Source organism: Pseudomonas extremorientalis, from assembly GCF_001870465.1.
Classification (GTDB): Bacteria; Pseudomonadota; Gammaproteobacteria; order Pseudomonadales; family Pseudomonadaceae; genus Aquipseudomonas; species Aquipseudomonas extremorientalis.
This window is the reverse complement of sequence record NZ_MDGK01000058.1, coordinates 327,496-345,031: the sequence shown is the minus strand read 5'-3', so window position 1 is coordinate 345,031 and position 17,536 is coordinate 327,496. Positions and strand designations below refer to the sequence as shown.

At 61.9% G+C, this 17,536-nt stretch carries 12 protein-coding genes; 5 read left to right on the top strand and 7 right to left on the bottom strand.

The window, feature by feature from the left end; genetic code table 11:
* Positions 1 to 1,608 (bottom strand): carboxyl transferase domain-containing protein, encoded by a 1,608-nt coding sequence (locus BFN10_RS25355; RefSeq protein ID WP_071491997.1) that lies wholly within the window; start codon positions 1,606 to 1,608, stop codon positions 1 to 3.
* A gap of 11 nt (positions 1,609 to 1,619) precedes the next feature.
* Complete coding sequence (locus tag BFN10_RS25350) at positions 1,620 to 2,783, bottom strand: isovaleryl-CoA dehydrogenase (RefSeq protein ID WP_071491996.1); 1,164 nt, start codon at positions 2,781 to 2,783, stop codon at positions 1,620 to 1,622.
* 150 nt (positions 2,784 to 2,933) lie between these two features.
* On the opposite strand from BFN10_RS25350, the gene BFN10_RS25345 reads away from it, so the two are divergent.
* The gene (locus tag BFN10_RS25345) at positions 2,934 to 4,571 is read left to right on the top strand and encodes an AMP-binding protein (RefSeq protein ID WP_071491995.1); all 1,638 of its coding nucleotides are present in this window, start codon (positions 2,934 to 2,936) and stop codon (positions 4,569 to 4,571) included.
* 541 nt (positions 4,572 to 5,112) lie between these two features.
* On the opposite strand, the gene BFN10_RS25340 is transcribed toward BFN10_RS25345, so the two are convergent.
* The 3 genes from BFN10_RS25340 to BFN10_RS25330 all read right to left on the bottom strand — a co-directional run bounded on the left by BFN10_RS25340 (position 5,113) and on the right by BFN10_RS25330 (position 7,470).
* Complete coding sequence (locus BFN10_RS25340; RefSeq protein ID WP_071491994.1) at positions 5,113 to 6,012, bottom strand: hydroxymethylglutaryl-CoA lyase; 900 nt, start codon at positions 6,010 to 6,012, stop codon at positions 5,113 to 5,115.
* Positions 6,013 to 6,028: 16 nt separating this feature from the next.
* Complete coding sequence (locus BFN10_RS25335) at positions 6,029 to 6,421, bottom strand: MerR family transcriptional regulator (RefSeq protein ID WP_071491993.1); 393 nt, start codon at positions 6,419 to 6,421, stop codon at positions 6,029 to 6,031.
* A 113-nt stretch (positions 6,422 to 6,534) separates the two neighbouring features.
* A complete protein-coding gene (locus BFN10_RS25330; RefSeq protein ID WP_071491992.1) occupies positions 6,535 to 7,470 on the bottom strand; it encodes a LysR family transcriptional regulator in 936 nt (311 codons plus the stop codon).
* Between the two features lie 151 nt (positions 7,471 to 7,621).
* Between BFN10_RS25330 and BFN10_RS25325 the strand changes: the two genes are divergently transcribed.
* Complete coding sequence (locus BFN10_RS25325; protein WP_071491991.1) at positions 7,622 to 8,851, top strand: acyl-CoA dehydrogenase; 1,230 nt, start codon at positions 7,622 to 7,624, stop codon at positions 8,849 to 8,851.
* A gap of 115 nt (positions 8,852 to 8,966) precedes the next feature.
* On the opposite strand, the gene BFN10_RS25320 is transcribed toward BFN10_RS25325, so the two are convergent.
* Positions 8,967 to 10,298 (bottom strand): substrate-binding domain-containing protein, encoded by a 1,332-nt coding sequence (locus BFN10_RS25320; RefSeq protein WP_071491990.1) that lies wholly within the window; start codon positions 10,296 to 10,298, stop codon positions 8,967 to 8,969.
* Positions 10,299 to 10,419: 121 nt separating this feature from the next.
* On the bottom strand, positions 10,420 to 11,232 hold the full coding sequence (xthA, locus tag BFN10_RS25315) for an exodeoxyribonuclease III (protein ID WP_071491989.1): 813 nt from the start codon (positions 11,230 to 11,232) through the stop codon (positions 10,420 to 10,422).
* 169 nt (positions 11,233 to 11,401) lie between these two features.
* On the opposite strand from xthA, the gene BFN10_RS25310 reads away from it, so the two are divergent.
* The 3 genes from BFN10_RS25310 (at position 11,402) to BFN10_RS25300 (ending at position 17,515) form a co-directional block, all read left to right on the top strand.
* The gene (locus BFN10_RS25310) at positions 11,402 to 12,052 is read left to right on the top strand and encodes a GNAT family N-acetyltransferase (RefSeq protein WP_071491988.1); all 651 of its coding nucleotides are present in this window, start codon (positions 11,402 to 11,404) and stop codon (positions 12,050 to 12,052) included.
* Positions 12,053 to 12,116: 64 nt separating this feature from the next.
* A complete protein-coding gene (locus tag BFN10_RS25305) occupies positions 12,117 to 13,844 on the top strand; it encodes an autotransporter assembly complex protein TamA (RefSeq protein WP_071491987.1) in 1,728 nt (575 codons plus the stop codon).
* A complete protein-coding gene (locus BFN10_RS25300) occupies positions 13,844 to 17,515 on the top strand; it encodes a translocation/assembly module TamB domain-containing protein (protein ID WP_071491986.1) in 3,672 nt (1,223 codons plus the stop codon). The genes BFN10_RS25305 and BFN10_RS25300 overlap by 1 nt, the downstream gene beginning before the upstream one ends.
* Positions 17,516 to 17,536 lie beyond the last annotated feature (21 nt).

The following is a 17,536-nucleotide window of genomic DNA, read 5'->3' as shown; positions in this document are numbered from 1 at the left end:
TTACATGCGGAACACGCCGAAGCGGCTCGGCTCGATGGGGGCATTCAGCGACGCGGACAAGGCCAGCGCCAGCACGTCACGGGTCTGCAACGGGTCGATCACACCGTCGTCCCACAGGCGTGCGCTGGAGTAGTAGGGGTGGCCCTGGGTTTCGTACTGGTCGAGGATCGGCTGCTTGATCGCGGCTTCTTCTTCCGTGCTGAACGCTGTACCGGCGCGTTCGGCCTGCTCGCGCTTGACCTGCACCAGCACCCCCGCCGCCTGTTCGGCGCCCATCACGCCAATCCGTGCGTTCGGCCACATCCACAAAAAGCGCGGGTCATAGGCGCGGCCACACATGCCGTAGTTACCCGCGCCAAAGCTGCCGCCGATGATCACCGTGAACTTCGGCACCTTGGCGCAGGCCACGGCGGTGACCAGCTTGGCGCCATGCTTGGCGATGCCGCCGGCTTCGTACTTCTGGCCGACCATGAAGCCGGTGATGTTCTGCAGGAACAACAAGGGAATGCCGCGCTGACAGGCCAGCTCGATAAAATGCGCGCCTTTTTGCGCGGCTTCGGCAAACAGAATCCCGTTGTTGGCCAGGATCGCAATCGGGTAGCCGTGCAGGTGGGCAAAGCCGCACACCAGGGTGGTGCCAAACAGCGCCTTGAATTCATCGAACACCGAACCGTCCACCAGCCGTGCAATGACTTCGCGCACATCAAACGGCTGCTTGGCGTCGGCCGGGATCACGCCGTACAACTCTTCACTGCTGTACAGCGGAGCTACCGGCGAACGTTGCAGCAACTGGCCTTGTTTGCGCCAGTTGAGGTTCGCCACGCTGCGCCGGGCCAGCGCCAGTGCATGCTCATCGCTGTCGGCATAGTGATCGGCCACCCCGGAAATCTTGCAGTGCACATCGGCACCGCCGAGGTCTTCGGCACTCACCACTTCACCGGTCGCCGCCTTCACCAACGGTGGACCGGCGAGGAAGATGGTGGCCTGGTCGCGCACCATGATTGCTTCGTCGGCCATGGCTGGCACATAGGCGCCACCGGCGGTGCACGAACCCATCACCACCGCAATCTGCGGGATGCCCTGGGCGCTCATGTTGGCCTGGTTGAAGAAGATCCGCCCGAAGTGCTCGCGGTCCGGAAACACTTCGTCCTGGCGCGGCAGGTTGGCGCCGCCGGAGTCCACCAGGTAGATGCACGGCAGGCGGTTCTGTTCGGCGATGGTCTGGGCGCGCAGGTGTTTTTTGACGGTGAGCGGGTAGTAGGAGCCGCCTTTGACCGTGGCGTCGTTGGCGACGATCATGCATTCGACGCCTTCCACGCGGCCGATCCCGGCAATCACCCCGGCGGCCGGCACGTCTTCGCCGTACACCTGATGGGCGGCCAGTTGGCTGAGTTCAAGGAACGGCGAGCCCGGGTCGAGCAAACGATTGATACGCTCGCGCGGCAGCAACTTGCCGCGTGAGGTGTGTCGCTCCTGTGCCTTGGCGCCGCCGCCTTGCTGCACGTGGGCGAGCAGGGTGTGCAGGGCGTCGACCTGTTGGCGCATCGCCGCGCTGTTGGCGGCAAACTCCGCCGAACGCGGGTTGAGCTGGGTGTGCAAGGTGGCCATGGTGCGCTCCTTCAGCGGGTTTCGTTGAAGAGTTCGCGACCGATCAGCATCCGCCGGATTTCACTGGTGCCGGCGCCGATCTCATACAGCTTGGCATCGCGCAGCAGGCGCCCGGCCGGGAATTCGTTGATGTAGCCGTTGCCACCCAGGATCTGGATCGCGTCCAGGGCCATTTGCGTGGCGCGTTCGGCACTGTAGAGGATCACCCCGGCGGCGTCCTTGCGCGTGGTCTCGCCACGCTCGCAAGCCTGGGCCACCGCGTAGAGGTAGGCGCGGCTGGCGTTGAGCTGGGTGTACATGTCGGCAACCTTGCCCTGGATCAGCTGGAATTCGCCGATGCTCTGGCCGAACTGCTTGCGGTCGTGAATGTAGGGCACGATCAAGTCCATGCACGCTTGCATGATTCCGGTAGGGCCGCCGGAGAGCACCACGCGCTCGTAGTCGAGGCCGCTCATCAGCACTTTCACGCCGCCGTTGAGCGCGCCGAGGATGTTTTCTTCGGGCACTTCCACCTCATCGAAAAACAGCTCGCAGGTGTTGGAGCCGCGCATGCCCAGCTTGTCGAACTTGTTGCTGCGGCTGAAGCCCTTCCAGTCGCGCTCGACGATAAACGCGGTGATGCCGTGCGGGCCTTTTTCCAGGTCGGTCTTGGCGTAGATCACATAGGTGCTGGCATCGGGGCCGTTGGTGATCCAGGTCTTGCTGCCGTTGAGTACGTAATGGTCGCCGCGCTTATCGGCGCGCAGCTTCATCGAGACCACATCGGAGCCGGCGTTTGGCTCGCTCATGGCCAGGGCGCCGACGTGTTCGCCACTGATGAGCTTGGGCAGGTATTGGAGTTTCTGCGCGTGATTGCCGTTGCGGTTGATCTGGTTCACACACAGGTTGGAGTGTGCGCCATAGGACAGCGCCACCGAAGCCGAGCCGCGGCTGATCTCTTCCATGGCCACCACATGGGCCAGGTAACCCAGGCCCGCACCGCCATATTCTTCTGGCACGGTGATGCCCAGCAGGCCCATGTCACCGAACTTGCGCCACAGGTCGGCGGGGAACAGGTTGTCGATGTCGATCTGCGCCGCACGGGGCGCGATTTCCTTGCCCACAAAGGACTGCACCTGGTCGCGCAGCATGTCGATGGTTTCACCGAGGGCGAAGTTCAGGGACGGGTAACTCATGGACAGGCACCTTAATGTGAGCATTGTTGTTGTGTGGATGGGGCGCCAGGGGAGGGCGCTCACCTTTACGTTAACGTAAGCTTGCGTTACGGCGCTGTCAATCGTAGTTTACGTTTACGTCAACCTACAAAAAAGACAACAGGGGTCGTTATGGAACAACCGAACCAGAGCTACAGCCGCGGCTCACAGGACAAGACCTTGCTGGCCATGACGATTGGCCAAGCCTTTGACCGAACCGTTGCGCAATTCCCCGATGGCGAGGCTCTGGTGGTGCGTCATCAACAACGCCGCTACACCTGGCGACAACTGGCGGAGACTGTCGATTTGCACGCGCGGGCGTTCATGGCCCTGGGCATGCAAACGGGCGACCGCCTGGGCATCTGGGCACCCAATTGCGTCGAGTGGTGCATCAGCCAGATTGCCAGCGCCAAGCTCGGGGTGATCCTGGTCAACATCAACCCGGCCTATCGCAGCAGCGAGTTGGACTACGTGCTCAAGCAATCCGGCTGTCAGTGGCTGGTGTGCGCCGGCTCATTCAAAAGCTCCGATTATCACGCCATGCTGCAGGAGCTGAAACCGGACGTGCGCGGCCTCATCAGCCTCGATCCCAACCCACCCACAGGGTTCATGCCGTGGTCGCAACTGGCCGCGCTCGGCGCTGGCATTGCGCCCGAACAGTTGCACAGTCGCCAGGCCAGCCTGCACTTCGATCAGCCCGTGAATATCCAGTACACCTCCGGCACCACCGGCTTCCCCAAGGGCGCCACCCTCAGTCATCACAACATCCTCAATAACGGCTACATGGTCGGCGAAAGCCTGGGCCTGACCGCGCAAGATCGCCTGGTGATCCCGGTGCCGCTGTATCACTGCTTCGGCATGGTCATGGGTAACCTGGGCTGCATCACCCATGGCACCACCATGATCTATCCGAACGACGGCTTCGACCCGCTGCTGACCCTCACCACCGTCGCCGAAGAACGCGCCACCGGTCTTTACGGCGTACCCACCATGTTCATCGCCCTGCTCGATCACCCACAGCTGGGCGACTTTGACCTGTCTACGCTGCGCACCGGCATCATGGCTGGCGCCACGTGTCCCATCGAGGTGATGCGCCGGGTCATCAGCGAACTGCACATGCGCGAGGTCCAGATTGCCTACGGCATGACCGAGACCAGCCCGGTGTCGCTGCAAACCGGAGCGGACGATGACCTGGAGCGCCGTGTGACCACGGTCGGGCGCACCCAGCCACAGTTGGAAAGCAAGATCATCGATGCAGACGGCAACACGGTGGCGCGTGGAGAAATCGGCGAATTGTGCACCCGTGGCTACAGCGTGATGCTCGGCTACTGGAACAACCCCGACGCCACGCGCGAGGCCATCGACGACGCCGGCTGGATGCACACCGGCGACCTGGCAAGCATGGATGCCCACGGCTACGTATGCATCGCCGGGCGCAACAAGGACATGATCATTCGCGGCGGCGAGAACGTGTACCCGCGTGAGCTGGAGGAGTTTTTCTTTACCCATCCGGCGGTGGCGGATGTGCAGGTCATCGGCATTCCGGATGCGCGCTACGGTGAGGCTATCGTCGCCTGGATCAAGTTCCACCCCGGCCATGTCGCCAATGAACTGGAGCTGCAAACCTGGTGCAAGGGCCGCATCGCGCACTTCAAGACGCCCAAGCACTTCAAGTTCGTAGAGGAGTTTCCGATGACGGTAACGGGCAAGATCCAGAAATTCCGCATGCGCGAGATTTCCATGGAGGAGTTGGGGGCAGGGCAGGAGTAAATCCCTGAATGCACAAAGGGGACCCGAGGGTCCCCTTTAATTTGTCGTTGCGTGCTCTTTTTTTATTATTGAGGGGCGGTCTATTGTTGTTTTTGGCAACCGTTACCCTTTACCGCTGTTTTTGGCGACCCCCATCCGGGATCAAGAGCAAACGTATTTTTTTGAGCGCTGATCTGCTTCTTCGTGATGATCCAACCAGTGGGCAGCTACCTGAGGTAGTTTTATTTTTCTCTGACCGGTTGCGGGTTTCGGCATGCCGTACCCTGCGAAGCACATCTTCTCCAAAAAAATCTGTTAGCTGCGTCTCTGCCGTGTTGTTTTTGTTATGTCAGAGTCGTTTCGTCTTATTTTTATTAGGTTTGGCGCTTTTTATTCTTGTTATGCGATAGAGATAGCAGAAGCCGTGCCAACTTTTTAAAACCCTTTAAAATCAATGATTTGATTTTTGCGTAGGGATTGGCCTACGGCAAATACGACAAAATATGTTCCCGTGTTACTCGATGTGTAGGCGTGCGGTAACACATTGTCACGGCTAAGCTACTCAACCGGCGTTACGCGCCTTGGCCACACGCGATCCTGTTGGCCGGCCCAGTACGCTGCTGATCTGCTGCCCCGCGCCAATCAATGCCTCAAGGTCGATACCGGTCTCGATGCCCAGGCCGTTGAGCAGGTACAACACGTCTTCGGTGGCGACATTACCGCTGGCGCCCTTGGCATAGGGGCAGCCGCCGAGGCCCGCGATAGAGCTGTCGAACACCGTGATGCCTTCCAGCAGGCTGGCGTAGATATTCGCGATGGCCTGGCCATAGGTGTCATGGAAGTGCCCCGCCAGTTTGTCCCGTGGCACCTGCGCCCCGACCACCTCGAACAGCCGCCGCGTGGCGCCTGCCGTGCCGGTGCCGATGGTGTCGCCCAGAGACACCTCGTAGCAGCCCATGGCATATAACTCCCGCGCCACCGCCGCGACCTGTTCCGGCGCGATCTCGCCTTCATATGGGCACCCCAGCACGCAGGACACATAGCCCCGCACGCTGACCCCATGCTGCCTGGCCGCCGCCATGATCGGCGCGAAGCGCTCCAGGCTTTCACTGATGGAGCAATTGATATTGCGCTGGGAAAACGCCTCGGACGCAGCGGCAAACACCGCCACTTCCTTAACGCCAGCCGCCAGCGCGTCCTCAAACCCGCGCAGGTTCGGCGCCAGCGCACCATAAGTCACACCGGGCTTGCGCTGGATCTGCGCAAATACCTCGGCGGAACCGGCCATTTGCGGCACCCACTTGGGCGAGACAAAACTGCCGACCTCGATATAGCGCAAGCCGGCAGCGCTGAGGGCGTCCACCAAATGGACCTTGTCCGCCACGCTGATGGGTTGGGCTTCGTTCTGCAAACCATCGCGCGGGCCGACTTCCACCAGGCGCACGTGTGAGGGGAGGGACATGGCAATTACCTTTTGATCAGTGGTCGGCCTGGCGCAGGGTGTGGGCCAGGGCCTGGGTGCAGCGCTCTTCGGCGGTGTCCAGTTCCAGCTTCATCTGTTCGATGTCCAGCAGTTGCTGTTCCAGTTGCTCACGGCGCTCGGCGATTTTTGCCAGCATGCTGTTGAGTTGCACGTGGTTGCCACTGGTGGGGTCGTAGAGTTCGATCAGCTCGCGGCACTCGGCCAGGGAAAAACCGATGCGCTTGCCCCGCAGGATCAGTTTGAGGCTGACCTTGTCGCGCGCCGAGTAGATGCGCTCCTGGCCCCGGCGTTCCGGGGCCAGCAGGCCTTGTTCTTCGTAGAAGCGAATGGCGCGGGTGGTGATGTCGAGCTCGCGGGCGAGGTCGGAGATGCTGTAAGTCGTGCTCATGGGGGCGCTCAAGGAGGTCTTGGCGTTAAGCTACTGGCAGGTTGACGTAAACGTCAAGGGTCGCGGCGTGACCCATCGGGGGCAAGCCCCCTCCCACAGGGGGCTCGCTAACCTCACGCCTGTTGTTTATCCAGCTTCTTCTCATGGGCCGTGACCTGCTGGCACAACTCGATCATCTGCTCGCGCATCCAGCGGTTGGCCGGGTCCTGGTCGGTGCTTTCGTGCCAGTACAGATGGGTTTCCACCGGCGGTACGTCGTTGACCGGCAGGTTGAACCAGTGCAGTTCATGGCGGCGGGCGAAGCGCTCGGGCACGGTCATGACCATGTCGGTCTGCTGCAGCACCTGCGAGGCCATCAGGTAATGCTGGGAGCGCAGGGCGATCTTGCGCTGGATGCCCATCTTGCCCAGGGCCAGGTCCACATGGCCCAGACCGTTGCGCCGGCTGGAAATATGGATGTGGGTCAGCGACAGGTAGTCATCCAGCGTGAGCTTGTCCTTGCCGGCCAGCGGATGCCCCTTGCGCATGGCACACACGTAGCGGTCTTCCATCAGCTTGACGTGGCGAACCTGCGGGTCGGTGTTGAGCGGCGCATCCACGGCAAAATCCAGGCGCCCGGCGGCCAGTTCCTTGGTGGTTTCGCGGCGCTTGGACAGGAAACTCTCGATCACCACCGTGGGCGCCAGGCGGCGCAGGCGCTGGAACAGCAACGGCAGGATCACCGCCTCGGTGAGGTCGGTCATGCTGATGCGGTAGGTCTTGGCCGCCTGTTGCGGGTTGAAGATGCGGCTTTCCTGCACTGATACCCGCAGCAACGACAGCGCATTGCGCACCGGGCCGATGATGTTCTGTGCCATCGGCGTCGGCACCATGCCCTGGGCGGTGCGCACGAACAGCGGGTCGTTGAAGGTCTCACGCAGGCGCGCCAGCGCGTTGGACACCGCCGGCTGGGTGATGCCGACAATCTGCCCGGCGCGGGTCAGGTTGGCTTCGGTGTAGATCGCGTCAAAGACGATAAACAGGTTGAGGTCGACCTTGCTCAGATTCATTTCGCAGCGCTCTTATTGTTAGGTGGCCATACGTCGATCATATATCGGTGATGAATGTTAATACACGCCGAGAATAGGCTAGGTAAATTATCAACGCTGTTCTAGCATCGATTGCATGACCTAAACAACCTCTCAGAGAAGGGAGCTGCTCATGGATTTCGCCTATTCGCCCAAGGTTCAGGAACTGCGTGAACGCGTCACTGCGTTCATGGACGCTTACGTTTACCCGGCGGAGCCGGTGTTCGAACGCCAGGTCAGCGAAGGCGACCGCTGGCAGCCCACCGCAATCATGGAGGAGTTGAAAGCCAAGGCGAAGGCCGAAGGCCTGTGGAACCTGTTCCTGCCTGAATCCGAACTGGGCGCCGGCCTCACCAACCTCGAATACGCGCCACTGGCCGAAATCATGGGACGCTCCCTGCTGGGCCCGGAGCCGTTCAACTGTTCCGCCCCCGACACCGGCAATATGGAAGTGCTGGTGCGCTACGCCAACGAAGAACAGAAGCAACGTTGGTTGGAGCCCTTGCTGCGCGGTGAGATCCGCTCAGCCTTCGCCATGACCGAGCCGGACGTCGCTTCCTCGGACGCCACCAACATGGCCGCCCGCGCCGAGCGCCAGGGCGACGAATGGGTGATCAACGGCAAGAAATGGTGGACCTCCGGGGCCTGCGATCCGCGCTGCAGGATCCTGATCTTCATGGGCCTGAGCAACCCGGATGCGCCGCGCCACCAGCAGCACTCGATGATCCTGGTGCCAGTGGACACCCCGGGTGTGAAAATCGTGCGCCCGCTGCCGGTGTTCGGCTACGACGACGCGCCTCACGGCCACGCCGAGGTGCTGTTCGACAACGTCCGCGTACCCTATGAAAACGTCCTGCTCGGCGAAGGCCGGGGTTTCGAAATCGCCCAGGGCCGCCTCGGTCCAGGCCGTATCCACCACTGCATGCGCTCCATCGGTATGGCTGAGCGTGCGTTGGAATTGATGTGCAAACGCTCCGTCAGCCGGACCGCGTTCGGCAAGCCGCTGGCCCGGTTGGGTGGCAATATCGACAAGATTGCCGACTCACGCATGGAGATCGACATGGCGCGCCTGCTGACCCTGAAAGCGGCGTACATGATGGACACCGTGGGCAACAAAGTGGCGAAGAGTGAAATCGCCCAGATCAAGGTAGTGGCGCCGAACGTGGCCTTGAAGGTGATCGACCGCGCAATCCAGATTCACGGCGGCGCCGGCGTTTCCAACGACTTCCCGCTGGCCTACATGTACGCCATGCAACGCACCCTGCGCCTGGCCGACGGCCCGGACGAAGTGCACCGGGCGGCCATCGGCAAGTTCGAGATTGGCAAGTACGTGCCTAAAGAGCTGATGCGCAGCGGGCAGTAACACCGCGTCGCCTGCATCGGGGTGCCCCCTCCCACACTTGGATGTGTTCACAGATCAAAATGTGGGAGGGGGCACCCCGATGAGGCCGGATCAGGCAATGAAGCTCCATCAGCCCTCAGTAAACCCAAACCTCCACCCGCCGATTCTTGATCCGGCCTTCATCCGCCGTATTCGCCGCCACCGGCATCTGTGCACCCAACCCACGGATATCGCGCAGCACCACGGCGTTCTTCACCAACTCCCGACGCACCGCCATCGCCCGCAACTTTGACAGTAGCGCGGCGCGCTGCGGGTCATCCTTGGCATCGCCAAAGCCCACCAGCGTCACCTGCTTATCCAGCTTGTCGTGGCTCTTCAGATACGCCACCACCCTTTGCAGATCCTGGCGCGCCTTGTTGTCCAGGCTGGCGCTGCCTTCTTCAAAGCGAAAATTCACCGTCAGGCGCTGGGCGTCGCGGGCGATACCCTGATAATCATCGGGCATCGACGGGCGCGGTTGCACGGCGATCGCCTGCACCTGCTGCGCAATAAACCCGTTTGCGGCCACAATCGCCTGGCCCTTGCCGCTCTGGGTAAAGTCCACCAGCGCCTTGGCCCACGGGTTATGCCCGGACGGCGGCAGGTAGAAAAACAACCGGCGTGACAGCGGGTAATCCTCGGTAGCAATCAGGCTGTTGAGCGCCAGCATGGGCTGTGAATCGCCATCCACAATCGCCACGGCTTTGGCCTGGCGTACGTAGGGCAGGCCGATAAAGCCGATACCCTGCGGGTCTTGGCTGACCGCGTCGGACAGCTGCTCGCTGGACTCGAAACGCTTGGCACCCGAGGCAAGCGGCTTGCCACGCAGACGCAATACCAGTTCCTTGAACGTGTCGTAGGTGCCGGATTGATCATCCCGTGCGTACACATGAATGGGGCCGCCCACTCCACCCAGCGCCTCCCAGGTACTGACCTCACCATTGAAAATCTGCGCCAGTTGCTCGGTATTCAGTGTGTTCAACGGGTTCTGCGGGTGGAGGATGATCGCCAGGCCGTCGATGGCAATCACTTGTTCGGCTTCAGGGCTTTTCAGGTCGCCCAGGGGTTCAAGGTCGACCAGTTCACTGTCCTTGATCGGGCGAGACGAGGCGGCGAGATCGGCGCTGGCTTTTTTCAGCGCCGTGAACCCGGTGCTCGATCCGTGGGCCGCGACCTCGATGGTCACGGTCTTGCCTTGGCGCGTCTTGCCGATCACACGCTGTTCATTGACGCCTTCGCCCGGTTCGCTGTGCACCGCCTGCAAGCCCTGATGCTCCATCAGCCCCTTGACCAGTGCCGGACCCAACGCCGCGCCAATGGTATTGGAGCCCTGGATACGCAGTGCCGGGCCTTGATCAGGAAGGGGCAGGGGAGCGGATACGGCGAAGAGGGGAAAAACGGTCAGCAGTAACAGAACGCGCAGCCTCATGCCGGCACCTTCTCAAGCCAAAGGGAGTGCCGCGAGAATAAGACAGACAGGTTGCATAAATGTGACGGGTGCGCCGCAAGGCTGAATGTGGGAGGGGCAAGCCCACTCCCACTTTTTGCGATCAGCTCAGTTCCAGCCAGATCGGCGCATGGTCCGAAGGCTTCTCCAGCCCACGCAGCTCGTAATCCACCCCGGCATCCTTGACCCGCGAAAGCAGGCCATTGGAGGCCAGGATCACGTCAATGCGCAGCCCACGCTTGGGCTCGTCTTCAAAGCCCCGGCTGCGGTAGTCGAACCAGCTGAAGCGGTCGGCCACGTCCGGGTTGAGGTGGCGGAAGCTGTCCACCAGGCCCCAGTTTTTCAGGCGAGCCATCCATGCGCGCTCTTCCGGCAGGAAGCTGCATTTGCCGGTCTTGAGCCAACGCTTGGCGTTGTCGGCACCGATGCCGATGTCGCAGTCTTCCGGGGAAATGTTTACGTCGCCCATCACCACCAGCGCCTGGTCGTTGCTGAACTGGCTTTCCAGCAGTTGCTGCAGGTCTTCGTAGAAGCGCTGCTTGGCCGGGAACTTGGTCGGGTGGTCGCGGCTTTCGCCCTGGGGGAAGTAGCCGTTCATGATGGTGACCGGGTGGCCGTTCGCGTCGGCGAAGGTGCCCCAGATAAAGCGACGCTGGGCGTCCTCTTCGTCACTGGCAAAGCCTTTGTGCACGCTCAGGGCTTCCTTGCGCGAGAGCAGCGCCACCCCGTAGTGGCCTTTTTGCCCATGGTAGTACACGTGATAGCCAAGGGCCTGCACTTCGGCCAGCGGGAATTGGTCATCGTGGACTTTGGTTTCCTGCAAACCGATCACGTCGGGCTGGTGCTTTTCAATCAGCGCCGCCAACTGATGAGGGCGGGCGCGCAGCCCGTTGATATTGAAGGAGACGATTTTCATGGTCGGCAGTCCAGTCTGGCAAAAGGGCGATGCTAGCGGACAAGTCGGACGGGGGCCAGCGTGGCGGTAGGGCACATGCACTGCTTAATGTCTGGGAACGACTCGTGCTGTGTAGGTTCGTACCCATAAGAACGCTGCCCTTTGAGCCGCGCCCAGGGAGATTGACGGTATGCCGGACACTACAACTGCAATTGCTGAAATTCGCCTGCTCAACAGCGGTTACTCCCGCGAGGCCCGGTCCCTGTTGTACCAGGCCTATCGGCATGAGCCGACCTTCGCCTACATCTTCGAAGCCGAGCGCCCCGGTTATGAACAACGGGTGCGCGCCACCGTGCGCGAGTTGGTCAAGCAGCACTTCTTTCAGAAACTGCCGGCCATCGGCCTGTTCGTCAACGACCGGCTGATCGGCATCGCCCTGATCGCGCCACCGCAGCGGCGCCTGGGCATCACCGAAAGCTGGGCCTGGCAACTGCGCATGTGGCTGAGCACCGGCGTGCGCGGTACACGGCGTTACCTCGACTACCATCACGCGGTGCTGGCGTGCCTGCCCAGTGAGTCGGTACATGTACTGCCGTTGCTGGGCATTCACCCGCAGTTCCAGGGTAAGCATTACGGCGAGCAGTTGCTGGAAGCCGTGCACAATTGGTGTGCCGAAGACCCGCATTCATCCGGTGTGGTGCTGGACACTGGGAATTCACGTTACCTGGAGTTCTATAAGCGTCAGGGCTACGAGGAAATCGGTGAAGTGGCGGTAGGCCCGATCCTGGAACATGTGTTTTTCCATCCCAATCCGCAGTCGTTACATGCTGCAACGGCTTAATACAGAATTATTCAGATAAATCCGAGTTCAAAGAGTCTCCCTTGCTCGTGTAGCATCCGCGCCTATGAAGTTTCCAGGAAGATTTACCAGCGGCTTGATTCTGCTGTTCACAAGCTGCGGCGCGTTGGCGCAAAGCGAACTGGACGTGCGGATCAAGCCCTCGAACGACGCGTTGAAAGCCAACATCGAAGGCTATATCGGCGGGGTGGGCGATCGTGATGAAGAGGCCCTGCTGCGGTTCAGCCGTGGCGCCGAGGATCAGGCGCGCAAAGCTGCCCAGGCCCTTGGCTTCTATCAGCCACAGATCGACAGTGAAGTGAAGGGCGGCAAGAACCCGCGCCTGATCCTCACCATCGACCCCGGCGAACCGGTGCATTTGCGCAACGTGACCATTCGGGTCGACGGCCCCGCCGCAGACCTCAAGACCTTTCGCGTGCCCGTCAGCAACGACCTCAAGGCTGGCGCCGTGCTCAACCACGGCCATTACGAAGACGCCAAGCGCCTGATCCAGAACCAGGCTTCGCGCTACGGCTTTTTCAGCGGGCGCTTCACAAGCCAGAAACTTGCGGTAGACCCGAAGGCCGGTGTCGCCGATATCGAACTCATCTACAACAGCGGCCCGCGCTATACATTGGGCAAAGTCAGCTTCGCCGGCGACACGCCGTTTGACGAAGAGCTGCTGCAACGCATGGTGCCGTTCAAAAGCGGCACGCCCTACGATTCCGAACTGATCGCCGAACTCAACCAGAACCTGCAAGCCAGTGGCTTTTTTGAAGGCGTGCGCGTGGACGCCGCCCCTGCCGCGTCGACCAATGACATCATCCCGGTGGCCGTGCGCTTGGAGACCCGCAAGCCGCGCACCATGGGGCTGGGCCTGGGGTTTTCCACTGACGTCGGCCCGCGTGGCAAAGCCAACTGGACCCGCCACTGGGTCAACCCCCAGGGCCACAGCTATGGTTGGGAAGCCGAGCTGTCGGCGCCGCGGCAGAACGTCGGCCTGTGGTACGACATACCGCTGGACCCACCGCTCACCGATAAACTGCGCTTTGCCGGTGGCTATCAGAACGAAGAAATCGCCAATACCGACACCCTGAGTAAATTGCTCACCGTGGGCCCCGAGTGGCACAGCAAGCTGCCCAGCGGCTGGACCCGGGTGATTTCGCTCAAGTATCAGCGTGAAGAATATCGCCTGGGCAATGACTCCGGCCTGAGCAACCTGGTGATGCCGGGCGTCAGCTATTCCTATCTGCGCAGCGACAACCGCATCGACCCGCACAACGGCTACCGCCTGCAATTCGACACCAAAGTCGCCAAGGAAGGCCTGGGCTCCGATACCAACCTGCTTTACGGCACCGCCATGGTCAAAGGCCTGACCACGCTGTGGGACAACCATCGCTTCCTGGCCCGTGCGCAGGTGGGCGGCAGTGCCACCAACGGCTACAAATCGGTGCCGCCATCGCTGCGTTTCTTTGCCGGTGGCGACCAGAGCGTACGGGGCTATGAGTACCAGACACTGTCGCCGGAGAACGACCGGGGCGATCGCATCGGTGGCCGCTACATGGTGGCCCTGAGCGCCGAGTATCAATATTCCATCGCCGAGAAATGGCGGATCGCGACCTTCGTCGACCAGGGCAACTCGTTCAATACCCTGGAAATGCCCAGCCTTAAAACCGGCGTTGGCGTCGGTATCCGCTGGGTGTCGCCGGTCGGCCCGATCCGCCTGGACCTGGCCCATGCCCTGGAAGACCCGGGCGGCATTCGATTGCACTTTTCCATGGGGCCTGAGCTGTGATGCGTGGTTTTAAAATAGCGGGGTTGGCCGTGGTCGCGAGCCTTGCCGTGTTGTTGCTGGCAGTGTGGGCGGTGCTGGGTACCCAGGCGGGCAGCCGCTGGGTGTTGGCACGCGTGCCGGGCTTGAGTGTCGACAATTTCCAGGGGCATCTGGGCGGCCAATGGAGCGCCGACCATCTGCTGTGGCAGCAGGACAGCAGCCGCATCGAACTCCAGGCGCCCAAGCTGGATTGGTCGCCGGCCTGCCTGTTGCGCATGACCTTGTGCATCGACCGCTTGGACGTGGAACAGGTCAGCCTGCAATTTCCACCGAGCGCCGAAGAAAGCAGCGGCCCCATCGCACTGCCTGACTTGAAGCTACCCGTGGCCATCCAGTTGGGCGACGTTCGCGTCGGCAGCCTGCTGTTCAACGGCAGCGAAGAGCTAAAGGGCCTGCAACTGGCGGCGCATTGGACCTCCGCCGGTATGCAGATCGACTCGGTTCACCTGCAACGCGATGGCCTGGTGCTGGAACTGGCCGGCCTGCTGCAACCCACCGGCGACTGGCCGTTGAGCGCCAGCGGTAATCTCAGTCTGCCCTATGCGCCAGATGATGCACCCTGGAAGGTGGCGCTCAAGGTTAAGGGCGACCTGCTCAAGACCCTCAAGCTTGACGCCGACAGCACGGGCTATTTGCCAGCCAAGCTCACGGGAGAACTTCAACCCCTGGTGGAACACCTCCCAGCGCAATTACACATCACCGCCGACGGCTTCAAGCCTAGCGCCGAGCTGCCCGACACCCTGCAACTCAATCAACTCGACCTCACCGCCCAAGGTGATTTGAGCCGTGGCTACCAACTGCTGGGCAAAGCCGTGCTGCCGGCGGAAAAAGGCCCGGTGGACTTGCTGCTGCAAGGCAAGGTCGACGCCAAGGGTGCGCAGATCGCCGGCCTGGACCTGAATGCCGGTGACAAGCAAAGCCTCAAGCTCAGCGCCAATCTGGACTGGCAACAAGGCTTCAGCGCCGATGCCAAGGTCGACTGGCTGGACTTCCCTTGGCATCGCCTCTATCCGGTGATCGACGAGCCGCAAGTCACCCTGCATACGTTCAATGGCGAGATTTCCTATAAAGACGGCAACTACCTGGGCAACCTCAAGGCTGACCTCGACGGCCCCGCAGGCAAGTTCAACGTGGTCACGCCGTTCAGTGGCGACCTCACGCAAATCTTCCTGCCCGAGCTGAAACTCACCGCCGGCCAAGGCAAGGCCGAAGGCCACCTGAACCTGCAATTCGCCGATGGCATTGCCTGGGACACGGCCCTCGACCTGTCGGCGCTGAACCCGGCATATTGGGTGGCCGAACTGCCCGGCACCCTGGCCGGGCCGCTGCGCAGCAAGGGCGAGTTCAAGAACGAGCAGCTCAAGCTGAACGCCGACCTCGACCTCAAGGGCCGCCTCCGCGGGCAAACCGCGGTGCTGGCGGCCAAGGCCGAAGGCGCGGGCGAGCAGTGGACCCTGGCCAACCTGGATATCCGCCTGGGCGACAACCGCATCAACGGCAGCGGCAGCCTGCAACAACGCCTGGCCGGGCAGATCGATATCAAGCTGGCGCGTCTGGCCCAGTTGTGGCCGCAGTTGCGCGGGCAAGTCAATGGCCGGCTCGACGTGGCCGGCAGCCTCAACGCGCCTCAGGGCAAACTCGCCCTCAAGGGCCAGCAACTGGCGTTTGCCGAGAACCGCCTGCAAAGCCTTACCCTCGATGCCAACCTGGATAACGCCCAGCGCGCCAAAATCGACCTCAAGGGCAGCGGTATCCAGGCCGGCGACACCCAGGTCGGCACCCTGACGGCCAGCGCCCAGGGCGATATCAAGAACCAGAAAGTCCAACTGGACCTGGCCGGCCCTCTGGTCAAGCTGGCCCTGGCATTGGACGGCAACCTCGACAAAGGCAACTGGCGCGGGCGCCTGGCCAGTGGCGACGTCCAAGCCGGTGGCCAGGACTGGAAACTGCAGGCGCCGGCAAAGATCGAGCGCATGGCCGATGGCAAGCTCACCTTTGCCGCGCACTGCTGGGTGTCCGGCCCCGCCAGCCTGTGCGGCGAAGACCAGCGCCTGATGCCCGAGCCGAAGCTGCGTTACCACCTCAAGCAATTCCCCATCGACAGCCTGGCGGCGTTCCTGCCCAAGGATTTTGCCTGGCAGGGCAAGCTCAATGCCGACCTGCAACTGGACCTCCCGGACAGCGGCCCCAAAGGCGTGGTCTCGGTGGACGCCAGTGGCGGCACCCTGCGCGTCAAGGACAAGGACCAGTGGCTGGATTTCCCCTATGACACGCTGAAACTGGAAACCACCCTCAACCCCAAGCGCATCGACACGCAGCTCAACTTTCAGGGCGGCAAACTCGGCGAACTGCTGTTACAGGCACAGATCAACCCGTTGCCGAAAAACAAACCGATCACCGGCAACTTCAGCCTGGTCGGCCTCGACCTCGCGGTGGCGCGGCCGTTTGTGCCGATGGTGGAGAAACTCACCGGCAAGCTCAACGGCAATGGCCGTCTCTCCGGCGGCCTGCTGGCGCCCCAGGTCAACGGCAACGTCAACCTGGTGGGCGGCGAGATCTCCGGGTCGGAACTGCCCATCAGCCTGGAAGGCTTGAATGTGCAGGCGCTGATTGCCGGCGAAAGCGTGCAGCTCAACGGCGCCTGGCACAGTGGCAAGGCCGGGCAGGGCAGCCTCAAGGGTCAGGTCGACTGGGGCAAGGCCCTGGTGGTGGACCTCAGTTTGCAAGGCTCGCAGTTGCCTGTCACGGTCGAACCTTACGCCGTGCTGGAAGTGGCGCCCGACCTGAAAATCAGCCTGAAGAACGACAAGCTGGCCATCGCCGGCAACGTGCACATCCCACGTGGCGACATCACTGTGCGCGAGCTGCCGCCGTCGACGGTCAAGGTTTCCGATGACACGGTGATCATCGGCAGCCAGACCGAGGAGGGCAAACCACCGATGGCCATGGCGATGGATATCAACGTGGTGGTGGGCGAAGACAAGCTCAACTTCTCGGGCTTCGGCCTCACCGCGAAGGTCCAGGGCCAGGTGCACATCGGCGACAACCTCGACACCCGGGGCGAACTATGGCTCAACGATGGCCGCTACCGCGCCTACGGCCAGAAGCTCGATGTGCGGCGTGCGCGGCTGTTGTTTGCCGGGCCGCTGGACCAGCCATTCCTGGATATCGAAGCGATTCGCAAGACGGGCGATGTGGTCGCCGGTATCCGCCTCAGTGGCAGCGCGGAACAACCCACCACGCAAATCTTCTCCGAACCGGCCATGAGCCAGGAGCAGGCGCTGTCCTACCTGGTGCTGGGGCGTCCGCTGAGCACCACCGGTGAAGACAACAACATGCTGGCCCAGGCTGCGCTGGGCCTGGGCTTGATGGGCAGTGCCGGGGTCACCTCGGACCTGGCGAAGAACCTGGGCATCCAGGACTTCGAACTCGACACTCAGGGCAGCGGCAATAACACCGCCGTGGTGGCCAGCGGCAAGATCACCGAGAAACTCAGCCTACGGTATGGGGTAGGCGTGTTCGAACCGGCCAGCACCATTGCCTTGCGCTACCTGTTGAGCAAGAAGGTGTACCTGGAAGTGGCGAGCGGCGTGGCCAGCTCCCTGGATATCTTCTACAAACGTGACTTCTAAGCCACACAGGGGCAAAAATGT